This window comes from Cupriavidus sp. 2TAF22 (assembly GCF_052115045.1).
GTDB lineage: Bacteria > Pseudomonadota > Gammaproteobacteria > Burkholderiales > Burkholderiaceae > Cupriavidus.
In genome coordinates this window covers 71,058-88,556 of sequence record NZ_JBFRFX010000027.1, presented here as the reverse complement: position 1 = coordinate 88,556, position 17,499 = coordinate 71,058, and the positions used below count along the sequence as shown (strand labels likewise).

The following is a 17,499-nucleotide window of genomic DNA, read 5'->3' as shown; positions in this document are numbered from 1 at the left end:
CCGATCCCGTCAAGCAAGTTTGCGGGCCAGTGCGCGTCGTCGTTCACGCGCCGCGTCGCGGCCCTGTCGTCATTGCCATCGGCGGCCCATGCCGCCGATGCTCCTGGGAACTAGACCCTTTTGCCCGTGCGGATCGGCAATGATTTCCTTGAAGATTTGGTGACAGGACCGCGACGGAATCAAGACAGCAGCACCACGCCGCCGGGCAGGTGGCGTGCGCTCAGGCCAAACGAATGCTGGATCTGCGCAATGGCCTTGTCGAGCGCATCGAGCTGGAAACGCCCGGTCACCGGACGCGTGGCCAGCTGGCTGGCCATCAGCACCAGCTTGCCGGTGCGGTAGCGATTGATTTCGTTCACCACGTCCCCGAGCGGAGTCTCCGCAAACCGCAGGAAGCCTTCGCGCCAGGCCGGCATGCGCGCGGCGTCGAGGTTGACCACGCGCGCCAGCTTGCGGTCGTCATAGGACACCTGCTGCCGCGCGGTCAGCGTCACCGAGCCGGACGGGTGCGCCACCTGTACCAGCCCCTGCACGCAGGTCACGCAGACCTGCCCGGCGACGTGGCGCACCTCGAAGCGCGCCCGCGCGCCCACCGCACGGCCGGCACCGGCCGAAACCGCGAACGGCAGCCGGGCGTCGGCCATGTCGATCGCCGTTTCGCCCGCAATCAGGTCGATGCCCGCCACCCGGCCACGCTGGCGTAGCGCGATGCTGGTGCGCGTATTCAGTTCGACGCCGACGTCGTCGCCGAGTGCCAGATGCCGCTGTTCGCCGGCCACGGTGCGATAGTCGGCACGCATCTCGCGCGCGGACGGCCACAGCCCCAGCGGCGGATAGATCATCGCGGCCGTCGTAGCGGCGACGGCACCCACGGCGCCACCCAGGAAAGCACGGCGCTGCCACTGCACGGGCGACGCCTGGATCTCCGGGCGCGACGCCAGCGGCTTCTCTGCAAGCAGCGCTTCACCGCCCTGCGCCAGCAGCTGCCATTGGCGTTGCGCCGTGGCAAATGCGGCCGCATGGGCGGGATTGGCCCGGCACCACTGGCGCAGCGCGTCGCCGTCGCGATGGGTCATCGGGCCGGCACTGATGCGCCGCACCCAGCGCATGGCCTGGCGTTCGATCCGGGTAAGGCGGCGTGGCCGTTGGAGCAGGCGGTTCATGGTGGGAGTCATGGCGTCAGGCGATGTTGCCGAGCAAGCTCGCATGACATCAAGACGGTTCTGGCACGCCGGATCGGCACGATTTCTTCGCTCATGCCTGGTCCATGTGCGCGACGCAGTACTCGTGCGCCCGCTTCAGTTCGAGACCGATCAACCGGGCGGACACGCCAAAGCGCACCGCCGCCTCCTGGTTCGACAGTTCATCGACGCGCACCGCCAGGAAGATCGCACGCCGGCGCGGCGGCATTTTCTCGATCAGCCTGGCCAGCGCCTGCACCTCGCCGCGCGCCGCCACCGTCTGCGCCGGTCCCGGCGCCGGATCGGCAATCTCCAGCATCAGCGTGTCCAACTCTTCCGCGCTCATGAAGCGACGGTCGCGCTGCAGGCGGTCCAGCGCCAGGTTCGTGGCCATGCGCATCAGGTAGGCCGCCGGGCTGGCCACCGGGCCATTGGCATCGTTGCGGTCTTCCAGATGCACCCAGGTGTCGTGCAGGGCATCGCTGGCCAGCTCCGCCGAGCCCAACCGCCACGTCAGGCGCCGCTTGAGATCGTCGTAGCGTTGCGTCAGCAGGTCGCGCAGGCTGGTGCGGATGGTCTCGCTCACTGAACGCTCCGTGGCGCATCGCAAGGCTTGGCGCAGGTCTCGCCCGGGGGGCATGCCACGGGCCGCACCAGCAGCACGAAAGGGTTCTCGGGATGCTCAGGCGCGCGGCCGATATCGGTCTGGCGCAGCGCATCGACAATCGCGGCATCGCGACGGGTGTCGCCCGTGCTGTCCAGCAAACGCGCGCGCTGCACGCGGCCGGCGCGGTCGAGGCGCACGGACAACGCAAGCCGGTAGGTGCCCAGCGCCAGCGCGGGCCGCGCGCACAGCGTCTGCCGTACCCGCGACTGCACCAGCGCGTCATAGGGTTGGCGGGGCACTGCGGCACCTTGCGCATCGGCGGTGGCCGGCGTCTCGCCCGTGGGGGTCAGCACGAAGGCGTCGCCAGCCGTGGCGCGGGCCGTCAGGCCCGTGCCTTCCAGCAACCGGTGCAGCGCCTGCGCAGGGGGCATCGCACCTTGCACCGCATGCGACCAGCGTCCATCGGCCAGTTCGGACGGGAAGAACACCGACACACTGGTCTGTGCGTCGTAGCGTGCGAGCGCCGATTTCAACGGCTGCGCCGGCAGGTCAAAGGCCATGCCAGTCTCGCCACGGGCCACGCATGGCCACGCCAGGCTGGCTGCGAGCGCGATGGCCGCGACGCGCCCCGACCTTGCGTGCGCGCGGATGGAGGCTGGCAGACATGCCATGAAGATCGAATGACCTGTTCATTGGGTGCGGGCCGGTCAGGTGCAGGGTGTGGTGTCCGGTCAGAGCCTGTGGATGCGGCCGGACCTGCCGGCGCAACACCGCTGCAGAGCGTATGAAGGTTGCGTGACATCGCCATGACAAAAAAGAGAACGGCGCGCCGAAGGGATCCCCGGCGTGCCGCCTCATCGGGTCACAATGAATGGAAAGCGTTCGGTGCCTCAAGCCTCGGCAATGGCAGTGGCAGTGGCAATGGCAGATTCAGCGGATGCAGCGGATGCAGCGGATGCCTCCGGGGTGGCCGCCGGGTTGACGTCATCCTGCCGGGCCTGCGCACGGTAGTTGCGCAGATGCAGGAAGAACTGGCCCATCACCTGGATCCAGACCTGCATGGCCACCGACAGGTAAGCCTCGGTCACGCCGCCGGTGACCATCACGTCCATCTCGAGCACGAGGAAATCACCGTGGGAGGCGATGCGCGCAAAGCGGCGGCTGCGGTGCCATTCGTTCAGCAACGCATCGGGAAGCTGGCCGCCTTCCACGCGCAGCGGGCAGCTCAGCGTGAAGTCGAGATACTGCACGTTGCTTACGCGATTGCCCCACAGCACCTGGAAGCCCACGCCATGGCTGGCGCTGTGCAGGCGCGCGGTGCCGTCTTCCTCCGCGAGGTTCACGGCGCAGCCGGCATTGCGGATGGCGTCGGCCACCTGCCCGGCGGTGACATGGGTCAGCAACGCGGGCGTTGCGCTATCGGCGGACGTGGTCTCTGGCGCGGCGTCGAGGGGGGTGGCTTCGGTCATGGGTACTCCTTGTTCGCGGATCAGGTTCGGGGAATCGGGGTTACTGCTGTTTGGGGGCGGCGTCGGACGGCACGGCGGCGGTAGCAGCCGCGGGTTGCGCCGGCGCTTCGGCGGACGGCTCCACGGCGCGGACATCGAAACGCCCCTCGTAAAGCTTGTCGCCGTAGTCCTGGGCGATCTGTTCGTAGCGCACACGGCTTTGCGCCGCGAACGGCTGACGCGCGGCCAGCACGGTGGTCATGTCCACGGTCTCGTACGCATGCAGGATGTCCTGCCCCACGCTGTAGAGGCGGGTATTGGCGCTCTCGCAACGCTTGAGCGCCGCCTGTCGCGCGCCGGCCTCGGCCACGAGGTTGCGGCGCTCGGCCTCCAGGCCCCGTGCCATGCGCAGCAGTTCGTCATAGGCCTGGCGATACTGGGCGATCTGGCTGCTGGCCTTCTCGACCACGCCCTGCGTCTGCAGCTGGGCCTGGCGCGCGCTGCCGGCCAGCTGCTCGCGTGCGCCACGCTCGGCCGCAAGCTGTGCGCGGGCGGCGTCTAGTTCCTTGCGCATGGCCGCCACGTCGCCACCACCGCCGCCACCACTGGCAGCGGCGGGGGGCTGGCCGGCCTTCAGCATCGCCAGTTCGTTCTGCGCCTGCTGCAACTGCGTGGTCGTGATGCGCAGCTGGTTGCGCAGGCGCTCTTCCATGCTGGGCGCCTGTTGCGCGTAGGCGCTGCCTGCCACCAGTGCGAGCAGCGGCAGCAGGCCCCGGATACGGCGGAAGGGGGTTGGGAACACGTCATCCTCCTCAGAAGCGCGCATTGAATTCGAACTGCAGCGTGTCGATGGCCAGCGGCGGGCCGAAGACTTCCTTGGTGGAAATCCAGCGGCCAGTCACCCATGCGTTCCTGTCCAGCGCATACGAGCCGCCCAGGTAGTAGCCGCGCGCATTGGTGCCGCCACCGTGGAACGTCGAGTCGTTGTAGCCGTCTGGCATCGCATCGGGCTCGATGCGCTTGTAGCCGGCCAGCACGTTCCAGTCGCCGCGTGCCGCAGGCGTCGGCTTGCCGAACGTGGCCTGGAACATGTAGGCATTGCCGCCGCTCTTGAAGTCTTCACGGCTGGTGCCGCCGCTGCCGCCGAAGTTGTTGACGATGCCGCCATTGGCCCGCGCCCACATCGCGCCTTCGTCATAGGCAAGGTTGCGGATGTAGTTGCCGTCCAGACGCAGCCCGTAGCCGGCCACCTTCGTATCCCAGCGCAGGTTCACGTCCATCAGCTGGAACTTCGAGGCCAGGCCGACGTACTGCGGTTGCGGCGTGTTGGCCGGGTCCAGCGGGTTGAGCGCGATATTGCGCAACAGCATCAGCGTGTTGCCCTTCTGCATGAAGGCCGGACGCGTCCAGTCCGTGTTGCAGCCATCAGCGCCCGCGTACAGCGCGCACGGCGACGACACCCGGCCGGTGACGTTGTGGAAGTCGTAGTACGCCAGCGCGCCACGCAGGCGGTTCTCGTTGTTTACCTTCCAGTCAGCGCCGAACTGCGCGCCCAGCAGGTACTTGGTCTCGCTCGACATCTTGTCCTGGCTGTTCGACGGCGCGTTGTCCTTCGAGTACTCCAGCGGGATGAAGCCCAGCGTGCCGAACAGCGTCACGTCGCGGTTCGGCAATGTCTTGTCGAACTGCGCGGCGATACCGTCGAAGTTCAGGTCGTACGAGAACAGCGTGTCGGTGGAGACGAACGGATTGCCGAAGCGGCCGCCCGTCAGCTTCATCCACTGCGTCGGCTGGTACGACAGCCATGCCTGGTCGAGCCACACATCCTTCTTGGCCAGGCCGCCGCCCAGCGTCTGGTTGGTGGAGACCGGGCTGTTGTCATTGCCCGTGGCAAGGCGCACGCCGGCCTTCACGCTGTCCGTCACGTCGGCCAGCACGCCCAGGCGGGCGCGGGCGCGCCACTGGTTCGGCCGGTTCTGGCGCGTATTGAGCAGCGGCGGCAGCGACAGGTTGGTGTTCGGGTTGACGTCGAAGCCGTTGCCCGAATTGATGGCGGCCCAGTCGATCTGGATATCGCTGTTGCCACCCGAGTAGAAGCGCGACTCGTTGCGCAGGCGCACGTCGCCCTCCACGCGGATCCGCTTGGTCCATTCCGGTGTTTCGTTCGGCGCGGCCCAGCCTTCGGCCTTGGCCTGGGCCATGACCTCGCCCTTGACCTCGTCGCGGATCTGGTCGCGCACGGTTTCGGGGATATACGGCACGCGGACTTCGCCGGGTACGGCCGCAGTCGCAACGGACCCTGCGGCGGCACCGGCTGCCACGCCCGCGGCGGGCGCGGGACGCTGCACCAGTTGCGTGGCCATGGCTTCGGTCTGGGCCTGGGCCAGCAGCGCCTCGCCGGTGTTCTTGTCCAGCGCGCCGCTCTGGATCAGGCCACGGATCAGCTTGATCATGGCGCTTTCGGACGGCGCGGCGTCCTGCGCATGGGCAGTGCCAGCCGTGGCCAGGCAGGCCATTGCGACAGCCAGCGCCAGTACATTGGCACGCACCGCATGGCGCGGGGAGTGAGCGAATGGTTTCATCGTTCTTTTCAGGATGCTGTTGGGATGAAGGCAGACATGCGCTACGGCCGCCGCCCCTTGATGGACAGCCGCATCGGGAAGCGCAGCGATGCAGGCGGCTTCTCGTCGGCACGGAAATCACGGACCATGGCCAGTACCGCGTCGTCGGAGTCGGCATTGCCCGAGCCGCCCACCAGTTGCACGCGGGTGACACGGCCATCCGTGTCGAGCCAGATTTCGATGCGGATGTCGTCGAACGCCAGCTGGCGCGTGCGTTTGTCGCGCACGAATGCCTGCTGCAGGGCGCCGGAGACATAGGCCGAGTACGAGCGGCTGCCCAGGCCGCCGCCGCTGCCCGTCATGCCGCCACCGCCGCCGGCCTGGATGCCGAACGCATCGTTGCCGGCCTGGGCGGCGCCGTCGATGGTGACGGCCTGCCCCAGGTCCTGAGACGGGCTGGGCGGGGCGTCATCCTGCGGGGCCTCGGTGGGCTCGGCGGGCTTCGGCTCGGGCTCCACCACCTCGGGCTTGACGGGCTCGGGTTCGGGCAATTTTTCCGGTTCGGGCGGCGGCGGGGGCGGCGGGGGCAACACCAGCATCGGCGTGCCGGGCACCTCGCGCCGCGTGGCGGCGGTGTCCGACAGCAGATGCCAGAACAGCAGCACCACCGCACCGAGCACCAGTGCACCAGCGCCAAACCCGCCCCAACGCCGCCACAGCAGCGCGGCACGGCCGCCGGGTGCCAGCGAGGGTTCGTGACGGTTCACGCTCATCGCTCCTCAGGCCGGCTTGCCGGTCACCAGACCGATCTGGTTGAGATCGATCCGGCGCAGCAGGTCGAGCACCTCCACCACCCTGGCGTACTGCACCGACGCATCGCCGCGCACGATCACCGGAAAGTCCGGCGTCAGCGCCTTCTCGGTACGCAGCCGCTCTTCGAGCTCGGGCAGCGACACCGGATAGGCGTCCAGGAACACCTGGCCGGCGTTGTCGATCGTGATGGCCTTGGTTTTCGGTTTTTCCAGCGCCACCGACGCGCTGGCCTTCGGCAGATCCACCTTGATGCCCGGAATGCTGGCGTTGCTGGTCAGGATGAAGATCACGAGCACCACCAGCAGCACGTCGACGAACGGCGTGATATTGATGCCGCCGCTGCGCTTGCGCACACCGAACCTGTTTGCGTTTGCCATGATCGCGGCTCCGCTTCAGGCGCGTTGCAGGACGGGCGCGTGACGGCCCTCGCCCTGCTCTTCGGCCAGGCGCGTGGCGAATTCGTCCACGAACACGGCCATGTCGGCGGCGATGGCGTCCGAGCGCGAGGCCAGCCAGTTGTAGCCGAACAGCGCGGGAATGGCCACGCCCAGGCCGGCAGCCGTACACAGCAGCGCCGCCGCCATGCCCGGTGCCACCGAGTTGATGTCCACCGCGCCGGCCATGGCCGCCACCACGAACACCAGCATGATGCCGATCACCGTACCGAACAGGCCCACATAAGGCGCGCCCTCGATCGTGGTGGACAGCCAGTTCATGCGGCTTGCCATGCGTTCGCTCTCGCGCACCATCACGCCATCCATCGATGCGCGGATGGCGCCGATCGTGGCGGCCCCCACGGCGCTGGTGTCGTAGCCCATCTGGTGACGCCGGTGCAGCTCGTCCACGGCTATTTCATAGAGACGCCACAGCGACGAATGCTGCTTGACGTCGGCCGTGACGCGGCCCGTCTTGGCCAGGTGATCGAGCGATACGCGCGAGGCTTCGCGGAACTGCGCCATGAAGGCCACGTTGGCGCGGGCGTTGGCACCGAAGGCGCGGCCCTTGGTGATCATGATGGTCCACGAGGCGGCCATCATCAGGCCCAGCAGGCCCACGACGACCCAGGCGTCCAGCGGCATGGCGGCGAGGATGTAGCCGAAATGGCTCTTGCCGGCCTGCTGCTCGTCCGGGCCGAACGCCGTCAGACGCGAATCGGCGCCCTGCGACACCGCATCGGCCAGCAGCATGGCAGCGGGACGTGCCACCTTCGACACGCGCACTTCGTCGATCGCACCCGGCAAGCCATGCGCGCCTTCGCTGTCGGCACCGATAAAGGCTGGCGAATTCAGCGCCGGCAGCGCGGCCGGGAGCGAGGCGGCAGCCCGGCCACCCACGAACAGCGTCACCGTCTTGCCATCGGCATTCACCGCCACATGCGACCACTGGCCGGCCTGCACCGGTTGCCCCGGATTGCTGCGCTGGCCGTTGACCTGCACGAACGGCACGCCCTGGTCCACGCCAATCAGCAGTTCGCCGGCGCCATCGCGGCGGGCGTAGATCAGTTGCTGTGCGCCGAGCTGGTCGGGACGTACCCACGCCGAGAACGCGAACGTGCCGCCTGCCTGCACCGCCAGCGACGGCGATGCCGGCAGCGCCAGCGAGGCGTTACCCAATTGCGCGCCCTTACCGATGACCGTGCCATCGATGCTGACCACGGCCGTCTGGCTGTTGTTGCCGTACGCCGTGCTGTCGCGCGCCGGGACGCTGCCCTCGGCGAAGTGATAGACCAGCGTGAAGTCCGGATCGAACACGCGCTGGCCGTTGCCCGATGCGGGCGCCTTCGGGTTGCCGTAGTACATCCAGAACTGCTGCTTGCCATTGGCCGCACCGGCGGACACGGCGGGCACATCCACCCACACCAGCGCGATGCCGAGCAGCGGATCGAACTGCTCGACCTGATGATTCAGCACGGTCTTGTCGTCTGCGGCCACGAAGCGGAGATCGGCACCGGTGTCGCTCACGCCCTCGAAGCTGAAATTGCCCGTATGCAGCCGCAGCAGCACCGGCGTGCGGCCGGCGTCGCCGCCGATATTGCCGCCTTGCGGACCGGCGTCGATGGTCACCGGCTTGCGATAGGCCCAGTCTGGCTGCCACCAGGCATGGGCCAGATTCGGCAGGAGCGTGCTCGCCAGGGCGAGCAGCAGGAAGAGGGAACGTCGCATGACAATGGTTCTCCGTTGGCTTTCTTCGGAATGCTGTGTTTGGGGGTGGCGCCGACCGCCGGCCGCGCCACGGAATCAATTGGCGATCAATAGGTGGCGATCACGCTGAAGTTCAGGCGCGGGTCGTAGCGTTCGGTGCGCTGGCCGTTCTTGAGCGGGAAGCCCAGGTCGAGCCGGCCGTTGACGTAGCGCGCCAGCCGGAAGCTCGTACCCAGGCCCACCGACGCCAGCGAGAAGCGGCTTTCCTGCTCGGGCAGCGGATCGCGCAGGCGCAACTGCCCGGCATCGGCAAACGCATAGACGCGCCAGTCCTCCACGGTGCCGCCGAACAAGTCCAGCGGCGGCGTGCGCAGTTCGACCGAGCCCACCACACCGTAGTCGCCCGTGCTTTCGGCCGACAGGTAGCCGCGCACCGAATTCATGCCGCCGGCGGCAATCTGCTCGCTGGAGACCAGCGGCGAATCGGTGATCTGCCCGGCCAGCCGCCAGGCAAGCTGCGCGTTGCCCGCGAAGCTGTAGGTGCCGTTGGTATCGCCCTTGAGCAGCAGGAAGCTGGGCGATGCCTTGTAGCGCTTGTAGTCGAATTCCTTCCAGTCGCTGCCGTAGCCCAGGAAGCTGCGCGTACCGGCCACCATCGCCACGTTCAGGCCATACTGGCCGCGCGTGGTCTGCGTGAAGCCGGAATAGGACAGCGTGATCGGTGCGTACTTGAGCGGCACGGTGTCGCCGGCGTTGCCGAGCCGCGTGACTTCCTTGTTGTCCTTGAAGTCGACACCTAGGCTCAGCGCGTGATACCAGTCGCCGGTGTTCGGCACAGTGTAGGTACCGCGTACCCCGATCGAGTGGCCCTTGCCCAGCACGTTGGTTCCGCCCGTGGTGGCGACGTTGCTGTCGGACAGGTAGCCCGACACCTCGGCGCCCCAGTTGGTGCCGCGAATCGGCGCCAGGTACGAGCCCGACCACACCTGCGTCTGGTTCAGGTCCTGCGGCGAGCCGAAGAAGCTCAGCGAGGCACTGTGCCCCAGCTGCCAGAGGTTGTCATGGCCGATGGACGCCAGCGCGCGCAATTCCCTGGTATCGGCGCTGTAGTCGTTGTTCACGCCGATACTGCCGCGCCAGGGACTGCTGTCCTCGACCTTGAGATCCACGTCCATGGTGCCCGGCAGCGCGCCCTGCTTCACCAGCGGCATGACCTGCCGCTTGCCGCCCCGGTTCAGCTCGGTCAGCTGCGCCTGGGCCAGCGTGAAATCGGGCACCGCGCCTTCGGCCAGCGCCGGCACCTGCTCGCGCACCTCGCGCGGCGACTGGTACTCGGTACCCACCACGCGCACCCTGCCCACGCGGGTTTCGCTCACCTGCAGATAGACCACGCCACCGGTGACCTGCTGCTCGGGCAGATCCACGTAGACGGACTGATAGCCCTTGGCCTGATACGCGGCCAGCAGCGCGTCGCGTGCGGACTCGATGTCCTTCAGCGCGCGCGACGGCCCCAGATACGGCGTTACCGCGCGTTCGATCGTGCGCACGTCCAGCACGGTATTGCCGCGCACCACGTATTCACTGACGTCGACACGGCGCTCCGGCTGAACGTCGGCTCTGCTTTCCGCCTGCACGGCGGCGGCTGCACCGGGCTTCGCCCCGTCGGGCTGCGCCATTGCCACACCCTGTGTCCCCAGTCCAATTACCGCCGCGCACACTGCCTGCCATGGCGGCGACGCGCCCTTCTTCTTCCTGACTCGCATGAGTTGACTCGGCCTTCTTGTATCGATTGCTAGCCCCGCGTGCCATGGTCCCGACCAAGGACAGCACTACTGGGGGCATCACGCCGCGAAACATGATCACCAGTCCTCATGTCAGCGTTACGCACAGATGCCTAGACGGTCAGTAATTGGCAGATATGTCGTTTGTCACGGAAACTTCATGTTCGGACTCGGGACGTGGCACGACACTGACGGCAGACATGCGTGCGTCAGAATGGAGAGGCTATGTGGAAGCGGATTGCGGTGATGGCGATGGTATTCGCCGGTAGCCAGGCATGGGCCGATATGCCGGCCAGCCCGCCCAGGCGGGCCTGTGTTGAGGTTGAAGTCAACGGCGAGCGCGCGCCATCTTATTCCTGCCTGACGCAGGAACTGATGCCCCCACGCAATGACACGGCCGAACAGCGGCAGCTCGGCTCGGAGTCCATCGCAAAGCGTCCGTCCAACCAACTCGGCCTATATAACCGCGCCGCAACGGAACACCGGATGGGCAACACCTTCGGCAGTTCTGTGTTGCCGCAGCGGCCAGCCGGCAACACCCACGGGATGCCCGCGGTGCCGACACCCGCCCCACTGAAGTAGGGATCCGAGGACTGGCCTGGGTCGCAGAGGACGTTTGACGAGGAACAACGACCGTTTCCGGGGCGGAACCGCCTCAGATCGCACGAACTACATGAGCAAAAAACGTCGTCGTTCCAACGCAGGAGCGACTACGAACCTCTTGCGGGCAATGCGAGTCGCGCAACCTCAGCGAAATACCTGGCGCCGACGGTCAGAACATCATCGTTGAAATCGTAGCGACTGTTGTGCAGCGGTACACCTCCCGCCATCCCCGACTCGCCATTACCGATGAAAACGAAAGCGCCGGGCACCACCTGCAAGAATGCGCCGAAATCTTCGGAAATCATCATCGGATCGACCGCACCGTTCACGCGGTCCTCGCCGACAATATTTCTCGCCGCTTCCATTGCAACTGGCACGCACTGTTCCCAATTAACAGTCGGCGCAAACTCGTGGGTGTACTCGAATGTGCATGTCGCACCGTGCATGCGGCAAATACCCTCGCTGATTTCCCGCATGCGGGTTTCGAGCAAAGACTGGACCGCAGGCGTGTAGCTTCGCGTATCGCCCTTGATAATGACATTCGTCGGAATGGCATTGCGAATGCCGTCTGTGATGAACTCGGTGCACGAAATCACCGCTGGCAGGCTGGGGTCGACATTGCGCGCAACGATGGTTTGCAGCGCGAGCACGATTTCCGAGCCGATCACGATGGGGTCGACACCCATATGCGGCCTGGCCGCATGCGTGCCGTGCCCTTTCACATGAATCACGAAATTGTCTTCGCTGGCCATGATGCCGCCTGCACGCGTTGCGATGTTGCCGGCCGCCAGGCCCGGCATATTGTGCGCACCGTAGATCGCCTCGACCGGGAAACGATCGAACAGGCCATCCTGCATCATCGCCTTTGCACCGCGGCCATGTTCCTCGGCAGGCTGGAAGATGAAGCGCACCGTCCCATTGAAGTTCCGACGCTCACTGAGCAACTTGGCGGCGCCAAGAATCATCGCCATGTGGCCGTCGTGGCCGCACGCATGCATTTTTCCTTCGGTCTTCGACGCGTGCGCACGCTCCGGAGCATTCTCGTGAATGGCCAGCGCATCCATGTCGGCGCGAAGCCCAATGACACCCTGACCGCCTCCCGCCTTTAAGTTCGCGACCAGGCCGGTGCCACCTATACCGCGATGCACCTCCATCCCCATGCCGCTGAGCAGCTCTGCGACAAAGTCCGAGGTTCTCAGCTCCTCGAAGCCCGTCTCCGGATGTCGGTGAAGCTCGTGTCGCCATGACATGAGCAGGTCGAGAAGGTCTTTATCAGCGTACATGGGAATGTTCTTTGCGATCGGGGGACCGTTGCATCTTACGAGCGCTGCCCCGCAAGATTCCAGCGTTCTTGTCGGGCAAAATGAAACGTACTTGCGTTGAAGGGTAAGATTTGGCGTCGATCACAGCTATTATTAGGGCGAAAATTGCGCCACGTCAGATTCGTCCAGGAAAGAACTCATGGCTTTGCAACTAGATGCATACGATCGAAAGCTCTTGCAGCTACTTCAGACGAACAACAGGCTGTCACAACGCGAACTCGCCGATGCGGTAAACCTGTCGCCATCAGCGGTGAATCGTCGCATTGCCGCGCTGGAGGCTGACGGAGTCATCATGGCGAACACCTCGGTGGTCGACCCGGCAAGGGTGGGTAAGCCCATTACAGTGCTGGTCCAAGTGAAACTCGAAAGTGAGCGCCTGGACCTTCTTGACGAGGTGAAGAAGCGCTTCGTCGACTGTCCGCAGGTCCAGCAGGTCTACTACGTCACGGGGGACTTCGATTTCCTGCTGGTTCTGGCTGTCGCCGACATGACAGAGTACGAGCGGCTCACGCGTGAGCTCTTTTTTGTCTCCGGCAACGTCAAAAGCTTCCAGACACACGTGGCCATGCAGCGGGCGAAGGTAAGTCTTGGCGTAGCCATTGAATCCTAGGGAAATGCGGCGGGCGAACCCGCCGCATTTCTAGGCGAACTCCCTCGACTCTGCCGCGCTGCTTTCCGACAAGTAAGCGGTTCGGCGGCCGCTTCGAACGCCCCAGCGGTAGAAGACCAGGCCAATTGCGGCAACGACCAACATGTCCCAGCCTGCGGGGATGACTCCCTGCCCGCCGAATTCCTGGCCGCCCAGGTACGAAAGCAGCGCAATTGCAGGCAGATACAAGATAAGCCACCAGGCCGAGCGCAATTCCTCGCCGAAGCCACGCCATCCGGCCTTTGCCTGGTAATAGAGGTATAGCGGCAAGGCTGCGACCATCAGGACGATGACCTGGCCGGTCAGGGGCCACCGCGCCCAGTAGAGGACCAAGGTGGCACAGACGAACGCAAAGGGCGCAATCGGCGACATACCCCGGGTATGCAGCGGCCTATGCATGTCATTGGCATGTTCTCGCAGCGACATCAGACTGACGGGGCCGGAAAGGAACGAGATGACGACCGCAACTGAAATCACGGCGGCCAGGGCACCCCAACCGCGGAAGAAGAACAGGAAGATGAAGGACACCGCCAGGTTGAACCACATGGCTTCGCGCGGCACGCCAAAGATGGGATGGGTGTTGCCAAAGAGCCGGGGCATGGTGTCGTTGCGCTCCATGGCATGGATCATCCGGGCCGTCGTTGCCGTGTAAATTGCGCCGGTTCCCGACGGGCTGATGAAGGCATCCACGTACAGCACCATGGCCAGCCAGTTCAGGTTCAACGCCAAGGCCAGTTCGGCAAACGGAGACGTGAAGTTCAGATGCGACCACCCCTCGCGGATGCTGGCCGGGCTCACCGCTCCAATAAAGGCGACTTGCAGCAGCGCATAGATAAACAACGCCACAAGAATCGAACCGACCACAGCAAAGGGGATGCTACGTGCTGGGTCGCGGGCCTCGCCAGCCAGGCTCACAGGACTCTGGAAGCCGTTGAAACTGAAGACGATACCGCTCGTGGCTACCGCTGTCAGGACCGCCGACCATCCATAGGGCGCAAATGCCGCGCTGGTGCCAATGGCAAAGTTCTCGGTATGGAAGCCCCCCCAGACCAAGCCGACAACCGTTAACGCCGGAACGGCAATCTTGAAGACCGTGATGGCCGAGTTCGTCTTCACGAAGAGCTTGACACCCCAGTAGTTGAGCAGGAAGTAGACGATAACGAGCGCAGCGCTGGCAACCAGGCCAGGCATCGTTAGCTCGCCTTCGGTCATGAGCCCCTGCGCCCATGGGTATGGCCATGAAGCCATGTATTGCACCGAGGCGATGGCCTCAATCGGATGACCACAGCGCCGATGACCCAGGCCAGGATAGCGGCAGGTCCGGCGATCTTCGCCGTGTGCCAAGCACCGAACAGCCAGCCGGAGCCGATGATGGACCCGAGCCCTGTGAACATCAGGGCAATCGGCCCAATACTGCGCTTCTGTGTCGAACTCATTGCTGTCTCCATTTCGTATGGACGCACGTATCCCCGACGATGAGGAGAGCCTCATCGCCGCGGTGTGCGCTTCTTAGTGGGTGATGTGTAGGGTATCGACCGAATCAGCGCGCGAGCCAGGCGGCCTGGCGTGCGAGCACCGATTCATGCGACTCGCCCACCAGTTGCTGGTAGACGGATGGCGCCGTAGCGCCTTCGGTATTGATGAGCAGGACGCGTGAGGTTGCGTCGAGTCCTGCCTCTACGGATAGCGCTGCATTCGCGCGAAGGACGGCCAGGCCGGCCAAGCCTGCGGCACCAGATTCACCGGCGACGACTGGCATGTCACCGGTCTGCTTCCCAGCGAGCTGGTGCATTGCCGTGACCGCATCGTCGTCGGAAATCGTCATGAAGACATCCACGCTGTGCTCGAGGAAACGCCACGCGAGAGGCGACGTCTCGCCACAGGCCAGGCCCGCCATCACGGAGTCGACCGAGCCGGTGGCGTTAGCCGCCTTGCCTTGCAGCGCGCTTTGATACAGGCAATCAGCCTGAACGGGCTCGACGACAACAAACGTGGGACGACTCGCGCCAAAGAACTCCCAGAAATAGCTGGCAATGCCGGCGGCCAGTCCGCCCACACCGCCCTGCAGGAAGACATGCGAGTATGGGGACGGCTGGCCAGGCGCGACTCCTGCCTGCGTCATGATTTCTGCGGCGATGGCGCCGTATCCCTGCATCACGTCACGCGGGATGTCCAGGTAGCCCTCGTAGGAGGTGTCGGAGACGACAGTCCAGTGGTTGGCTGCAGCCAGACGGGCCGCTTCTTCGACGGATTCATCGTAGTTGCCAGCGATTCGCACGATGGTTGCGCCGTATGCCGCGATGGCATCTTCGCGCTCCTGGCTGACATTGGCGTGCAGCACAATCACGCATTGGCAGCCGAAGGACCTGGCCGCAGACGCGAGGGCGCGACCGTGGTTGCCATCAGTCGCACTGATGACCGTGAAGTCCTTCAGCAGGTCTGCATACTTTCCGTCAATCAGCGCCAGCGGCTCCAGGTGCCGCTCTGGGTAGATGCGGAGAATCAGCCGAACCAGGGCAATCGGCGCACCCAGCGCCTTGAAGCTGCCCAGCGGCGAGCGAACCGATTCGTCCTTCGCGCTCAATTGGGCGATGTTCAGGCTGGCGGCAAGCTTGGGGAGGTCGCGCAGCGGCGTGGGGCCGGCGTTCAGTTGGTCCCAGCGAGAGAGCCAGGTGCGGCTGCGCTCGGCTTGCTCGATGCTCATGATGTCTTTGAGCTCGGCGGGATACGCGGTCCGGCGGGCATGCGAATTCTTGGTCAGCATAGGTACTCCGATGGGATGGAAGTTCAGGCCTGAGCTTGGCCGAGGCGATTGAGCACGACGTCGAGCAGTACTTCAGCACCCATAACAAGCTGATCGTCGTCGGTGTGCTCGCGCGGGTTATGGCTGATGCCACCCTTGCTAGGCACGAAAATCATCGCTGCAGGCGCGATGCGGGCGATCATCTGAGCGTCGTGGCCGGCGCCGGAAGTCATGCGCCGGTGAGTCAAGCCAAAGCGGTTTGCCGAAGCTTCGATGCAATCCACGAGGCTGGCATCGAAGGCGACAGGTTCAAAGCGTGCCAACCGCTCGGTGGTGACTTTTACACCCTCCTGTTGGGCCACCTTTTCGAGGAATTCGGCGAAGCGCTGCTCGGCCAGCTTCAAGCGCTCCTCGTCCGCGTCGCGGAGGTCTACTGTGATCGTGGCGCGGCGCGGGATAACGTTGATGACGTTCGGTTGGACGCTCAGGCAGCCCGCGGTTGCCAGTGTTGTGCCACCAGAGTCGCGCGCCAGTTCGCGCAGGAACGTCACCATGGATGCCGCCACGAATCTGGCGTCGTGCCTTAGGTGCGTCGGCGTCGTGCCGGCGTGGTTGGCATTGCCCTGGATGGTCACCTGCTGCCATGAGATGCCTTGCAGGCTTTCGACCACGCCAATCTGGATACCTTCCGCTTCCAGAATGGGGCCCTGCTCGATGTGGAGCTCGACGTATTCGTGTGGGACGATGGCACCCGGCTCCAGGTTGCCGGCATAGCCGATGCGCACCAGCTCGTCGCCGAGGCGCGTGCCGTCCGTGCCAATGGTGTTCAATGCCTCGTCGACCGAAAGGCCGCCTGCGTAGACGAGCGACCCCATCATGTCCGGCTGATAGCGGATGCCTTCCTCATTGGTGAAGGCACCAATCAGGATGGTGCGGGCCGGTGCGACGCCGGATTGCCGATAGGCCCGCGCCACGGCCAGGCCCGCCAGCACGCCGTAGCAGCCATCCAGGGCGCCGGCATTCGTCACGCTGTCGATGTGCGAGCCCATCATCAGCGGAGTCTGGGCGCCGTCATCGGTTGGCGAACGAAGGACACCAAACACGTTGCCGATACGGTCTACGACGACCTCCAGTGCCAGTTCGTGCATCCAGCGGGCAACCAGGTCCCGTCCCGCCTTCTCGTCGTCGGTAAGTGCGATGCGAGTCCGACCACCAGCCTCGCTGTCGGCGCCAATTTCCCCGAGTTCCTTTAGCTGGCGCAGCAATGTGGCACCATCAAGGTGAAGGCGGCGCGGCTTCGGTGTGGTGGTGTTAGACATTCAACGTCTCCAATCCCATGACATTCGTTGTCCAGCGGGCCACTGGGCGCACCGGAATGTCTGCAATGTTAGAGCGTTGCTGCGCAACAGCGTCCCACTTTGCCAGACCCATACGCAACAACCTTGCGTAGTTGGGAAGCAAATCGCAGTGATGCTCTGCTGAAAGGCTCAAGGGCGCGTAGCGGCAGGTCTCTGGCCGCTTCGCCGCTCATTTCGGCCATCGGTAGGAAGCACGGCGAATGACGCAAAAGGGGTCGGCAACCGCCAATGACCGCAGTCGGTCATCGAATACGCTGAGCTAGAATCCCACATCCCTCGCGCCCCATTCTCC

At 65.1% G+C, this 17,499-nt stretch carries 15 protein-coding genes and 1 pseudogene; 2 read left to right on the top strand and 14 right to left on the bottom strand.

Annotated features, from left to right (window positions below):
• Positions 1 to 179: 179 nt before the first annotated feature.
• From AB4Z48_RS28005 to AB4Z48_RS27960, 10 genes are all read right to left on the bottom strand, one after another.
• Positions 180 to 1,163, bottom strand: coding sequence for a FecR family protein (locus AB4Z48_RS28005; RefSeq protein ID WP_441620006.1), 984 nt, complete (start codon positions 1,161 to 1,163; stop codon positions 180 to 182).
• Between the two features lie 91 nt (positions 1,164 to 1,254).
• The gene (locus tag AB4Z48_RS28000) at positions 1,255 to 1,767 is read right to left on the bottom strand and encodes an RNA polymerase sigma factor (RefSeq protein ID WP_441620004.1); all 513 of its coding nucleotides are present in this window, start codon (positions 1,765 to 1,767) and stop codon (positions 1,255 to 1,257) included.
• The gene (locus AB4Z48_RS27995) at positions 1,764 to 2,348 is read right to left on the bottom strand and encodes a secretin and TonB N-terminal domain-containing protein (RefSeq protein WP_441620002.1); all 585 of its coding nucleotides are present in this window, start codon (positions 2,346 to 2,348) and stop codon (positions 1,764 to 1,766) included. Before AB4Z48_RS27995 ends, AB4Z48_RS28000 begins: the two co-directional genes overlap by 4 nt.
• A gap of 330 nt (positions 2,349 to 2,678) precedes the next feature.
• Positions 2,679 to 3,257, bottom strand: a complete 579-nt coding sequence (locus AB4Z48_RS27990) for a YbjN domain-containing protein (protein ID WP_441620000.1) — start codon at positions 3,255 to 3,257, stop codon at positions 2,679 to 2,681.
• 40 nt (positions 3,258 to 3,297) lie between these two features.
• On the bottom strand, positions 3,298 to 4,038 hold the full coding sequence (locus AB4Z48_RS27985; protein ID WP_441619998.1) for a hypothetical protein: 741 nt from the start codon (positions 4,036 to 4,038) through the stop codon (positions 3,298 to 3,300).
• Between the two features lie 10 nt (positions 4,039 to 4,048).
• Entirely contained in the window at positions 4,049 to 5,818 is a 1,770-nt protein-coding gene (locus AB4Z48_RS27980; protein ID WP_441619996.1) for a putative porin, read from the bottom strand.
• 41 nt (positions 5,819 to 5,859) lie between these two features.
• A complete protein-coding gene (locus tag AB4Z48_RS27975) occupies positions 5,860 to 6,570 on the bottom strand; it encodes an energy transducer TonB family protein (protein WP_441619994.1) in 711 nt (236 codons plus the stop codon).
• A gap of 6 nt (positions 6,571 to 6,576) precedes the next feature.
• Positions 6,577 to 6,987: an ExbD/TolR family protein gene (locus AB4Z48_RS27970; protein ID WP_441619992.1), complete on the bottom strand. Its 411-nt coding sequence runs from the start codon at positions 6,985 to 6,987 to the stop codon at positions 6,577 to 6,579.
• A 15-nt stretch (positions 6,988 to 7,002) separates the two neighbouring features.
• Positions 7,003 to 8,772, bottom strand: coding sequence for a DUF2341 domain-containing protein (locus tag AB4Z48_RS27965; protein ID WP_441619990.1), 1,770 nt, complete (start codon positions 8,770 to 8,772; stop codon positions 7,003 to 7,005).
• An 86-nt stretch (positions 8,773 to 8,858) separates the two neighbouring features.
• On the bottom strand, positions 8,859 to 10,427 hold the full coding sequence (locus AB4Z48_RS27960; protein WP_441619988.1) for a ShlB/FhaC/HecB family hemolysin secretion/activation protein: 1,569 nt from the start codon (positions 10,425 to 10,427) through the stop codon (positions 8,859 to 8,861).
• Between the two features lie 330 nt (positions 10,428 to 10,757).
• On the opposite strand from AB4Z48_RS27960, the gene AB4Z48_RS27955 reads away from it, so the two are divergent.
• Positions 10,758 to 11,114, top strand: coding sequence for a hypothetical protein (locus AB4Z48_RS27955; protein WP_441619986.1), 357 nt, complete (start codon positions 10,758 to 10,760; stop codon positions 11,112 to 11,114).
• 128 nt (positions 11,115 to 11,242) lie between these two features.
• On the opposite strand, the gene AB4Z48_RS27950 is transcribed toward AB4Z48_RS27955, so the two are convergent.
• Positions 11,243 to 12,418 (bottom strand): M20 aminoacylase family protein, encoded by a 1,176-nt coding sequence (locus tag AB4Z48_RS27950; RefSeq protein WP_441619984.1) that lies wholly within the window; start codon positions 12,416 to 12,418, stop codon positions 11,243 to 11,245.
• A 178-nt stretch (positions 12,419 to 12,596) separates the two neighbouring features.
• Between AB4Z48_RS27950 and AB4Z48_RS27945 the strand changes: the two genes are divergently transcribed.
• Positions 12,597 to 13,067: an Lrp/AsnC family transcriptional regulator gene (locus AB4Z48_RS27945; RefSeq protein WP_441619982.1), complete on the top strand. Its 471-nt coding sequence runs from the start codon at positions 12,597 to 12,599 to the stop codon at positions 13,065 to 13,067.
• Positions 13,068 to 13,097: 30 nt separating this feature from the next.
• Here AB4Z48_RS27945 and AB4Z48_RS27940 read toward each other — a convergent pair.
• The 3 genes and pseudogenes from AB4Z48_RS27940 to AB4Z48_RS27930 form a co-directional block, all read right to left on the bottom strand.
• A pseudogene (locus AB4Z48_RS27940) lies at positions 13,098 to 14,542 on the bottom strand (APC family permease).
• A gap of 104 nt (positions 14,543 to 14,646) precedes the next feature.
• On the bottom strand, positions 14,647 to 15,870 hold the full coding sequence (locus tag AB4Z48_RS27935) for a diaminopropionate ammonia-lyase (RefSeq protein WP_441619980.1): 1,224 nt from the start codon (positions 15,868 to 15,870) through the stop codon (positions 14,647 to 14,649).
• Positions 15,871 to 15,893: 23 nt separating this feature from the next.
• A complete protein-coding gene (locus AB4Z48_RS27930; RefSeq protein WP_441619978.1) occupies positions 15,894 to 17,168 on the bottom strand; it encodes a Zn-dependent hydrolase in 1,275 nt (424 codons plus the stop codon).
• Positions 17,169 to 17,499: the final 331 nt, after the last annotated feature.

What these genes read in the sequence shown, in the direction of transcription:
- AB4Z48_RS28005 (WP_441620006.1), bottom strand. Translation starts at nt 1,163, where the DNA reads ATGAACCGCCTGCTCCAACGGCCACGCCGCCTTACCCGGATCGAACGC.
- AB4Z48_RS27995 (WP_441620002.1), bottom strand. Translation starts at nt 2,348, where the DNA reads ATGGCCTTTGACCTGCCGGCGCAGCCGTTGAAATCGGCGCTCGCACGC.
- AB4Z48_RS27990 (WP_441620000.1), bottom strand. Translation starts at nt 3,257, where the DNA reads ATGACCGAAGCCACCCCCCTCGACGCCGCGCCAGAGACCACGTCCGCC.
- AB4Z48_RS27980 (WP_441619996.1), bottom strand. Translation starts at nt 5,818, where the DNA reads ATGAAACCATTCGCTCACTCCCCGCGCCATGCGGTGCGTGCCAATGTA.
- AB4Z48_RS27975 (WP_441619994.1), bottom strand. Translation starts at nt 6,570, where the DNA reads ATGAGCGTGAACCGTCACGAACCCTCGCTGGCACCCGGCGGCCGTGCC.
- AB4Z48_RS27970 (WP_441619992.1), bottom strand. Translation starts at nt 6,987, where the DNA reads ATGGCAAACGCAAACAGGTTCGGTGTGCGCAAGCGCAGCGGCGGCATC.
- AB4Z48_RS27965 (WP_441619990.1), bottom strand. Translation starts at nt 8,772, where the DNA reads ATGCGACGTTCCCTCTTCCTGCTGCTCGCCCTGGCGAGCACGCTCCTG.
- AB4Z48_RS27960 (WP_441619988.1), bottom strand. Translation starts at nt 10,427, where the DNA reads ATGGCGCAGCCCGACGGGGCGAAGCCCGGTGCAGCCGCCGCCGTGCAG.
- AB4Z48_RS27955 (WP_441619986.1), top strand. Translation starts at nt 10,758, where the DNA reads ATGTGGAAGCGGATTGCGGTGATGGCGATGGTATTCGCCGGTAGCCAG.
- AB4Z48_RS27950 (WP_441619984.1), bottom strand. Translation starts at nt 12,418, where the DNA reads ATGTACGCTGATAAAGACCTTCTCGACCTGCTCATGTCATGGCGACAC.
- AB4Z48_RS27945 (WP_441619982.1), top strand. Translation starts at nt 12,597, where the DNA reads ATGGCTTTGCAACTAGATGCATACGATCGAAAGCTCTTGCAGCTACTT.
- AB4Z48_RS27935 (WP_441619980.1), bottom strand. Translation starts at nt 15,870, where the DNA reads ATGCTGACCAAGAATTCGCATGCCCGCCGGACCGCGTATCCCGCCGAG.
- AB4Z48_RS27930 (WP_441619978.1), bottom strand. Translation starts at nt 17,168, where the DNA reads ATGTCTAACACCACCACACCGAAGCCGCGCCGCCTTCACCTTGATGGT.